At 45.8% G+C, this 721-nt stretch carries 1 protein-coding gene and 1 pseudogene; one reads left to right on the forward strand and one right to left on the reverse strand.

Going from position 1 to position 721, the window contains the following annotated elements; translation table 11 throughout:
* Positions 1-314: pseudogene (locus AAEY62_RS20050) on the forward strand (HupE/UreJ family protein); the annotation flags it as partial.
* Between the two features lie 51 nt (positions 315-365).
* On the opposite strand, the gene AAEY62_RS20055 reads toward AAEY62_RS20050, so the two are convergent.
* Positions 366-721 (reverse strand): zinc ribbon domain-containing protein (locus AAEY62_RS20055; protein ID WP_350635909.1); only part of this gene is annotated, 356 nt, incomplete at its 5' end.

Consider the following 721-nt stretch of genomic DNA (forward strand, 5'->3'; position numbering starts at 1 on the left):
GTATTAGCTCAAAAAAACAAATTATTAAACACACCGCGTGGATAGTTACCGCCTTTACCCTAGCCCATTCAATTACGCTTACTGCAACCGCTATGAATTTAGTATCGCCTAATAGCCGCTGGGTAGAGCTAGGTATTGCCCTGTCAGTACTTTTTGCTGCACTTAATAATGTATGGCCACTGGTATTGCGCTTAGGCTGGGTAACATTTGCAGTTGGGTTATTGCACGACATGGGGTTTGCCAGTGTATTGGGTGAGTTGGGGTTGTCGAGCGATTATCAGCTATTGAGTATTGTGGCATTTAACTTAGGGATGAACAACTCCCACTAAACGCTGCGCGTTTTGAAGGAGTTTCAAAAAGAAAGCCTAAGCTACCTTTTTAGGCTGGTTCCCAGCCTGAATACCTAACGCCCAGTTTAAGTTAACTTGCGCACTGGCTACATCGCGGGGCTTCTCACAACCACATTCGCATGAGTGCCAGCGGTCTGCTAAGGATTTCTTCTTCTTAGCTCCGCAGTCTGGGCAGGTTTGACTTGGCTTAACTTGCTTTGTTGGTACTTCAACAAATTCGCTACTAGCTTCTTCCGCTTTGTATCGCAGCAAATTAAGAGTCATGGCTGGCGCGGTGTTCAGAATTTCCCGATTCAGACCAGCCTTTTGTTTCACCATTTTTCCGTTTTTCTCGACAGTACCTTTGGCACTGCGAGTCATGTTCTTAACGG

This window comes from Pseudoalteromonas sp. GW168-MNA-CIBAN-0100, from assembly GCF_040309225.1.
Taxonomy (GTDB): domain Bacteria; phylum Pseudomonadota; class Gammaproteobacteria; order Enterobacterales; family Alteromonadaceae; genus Pseudoalteromonas; species Pseudoalteromonas arctica.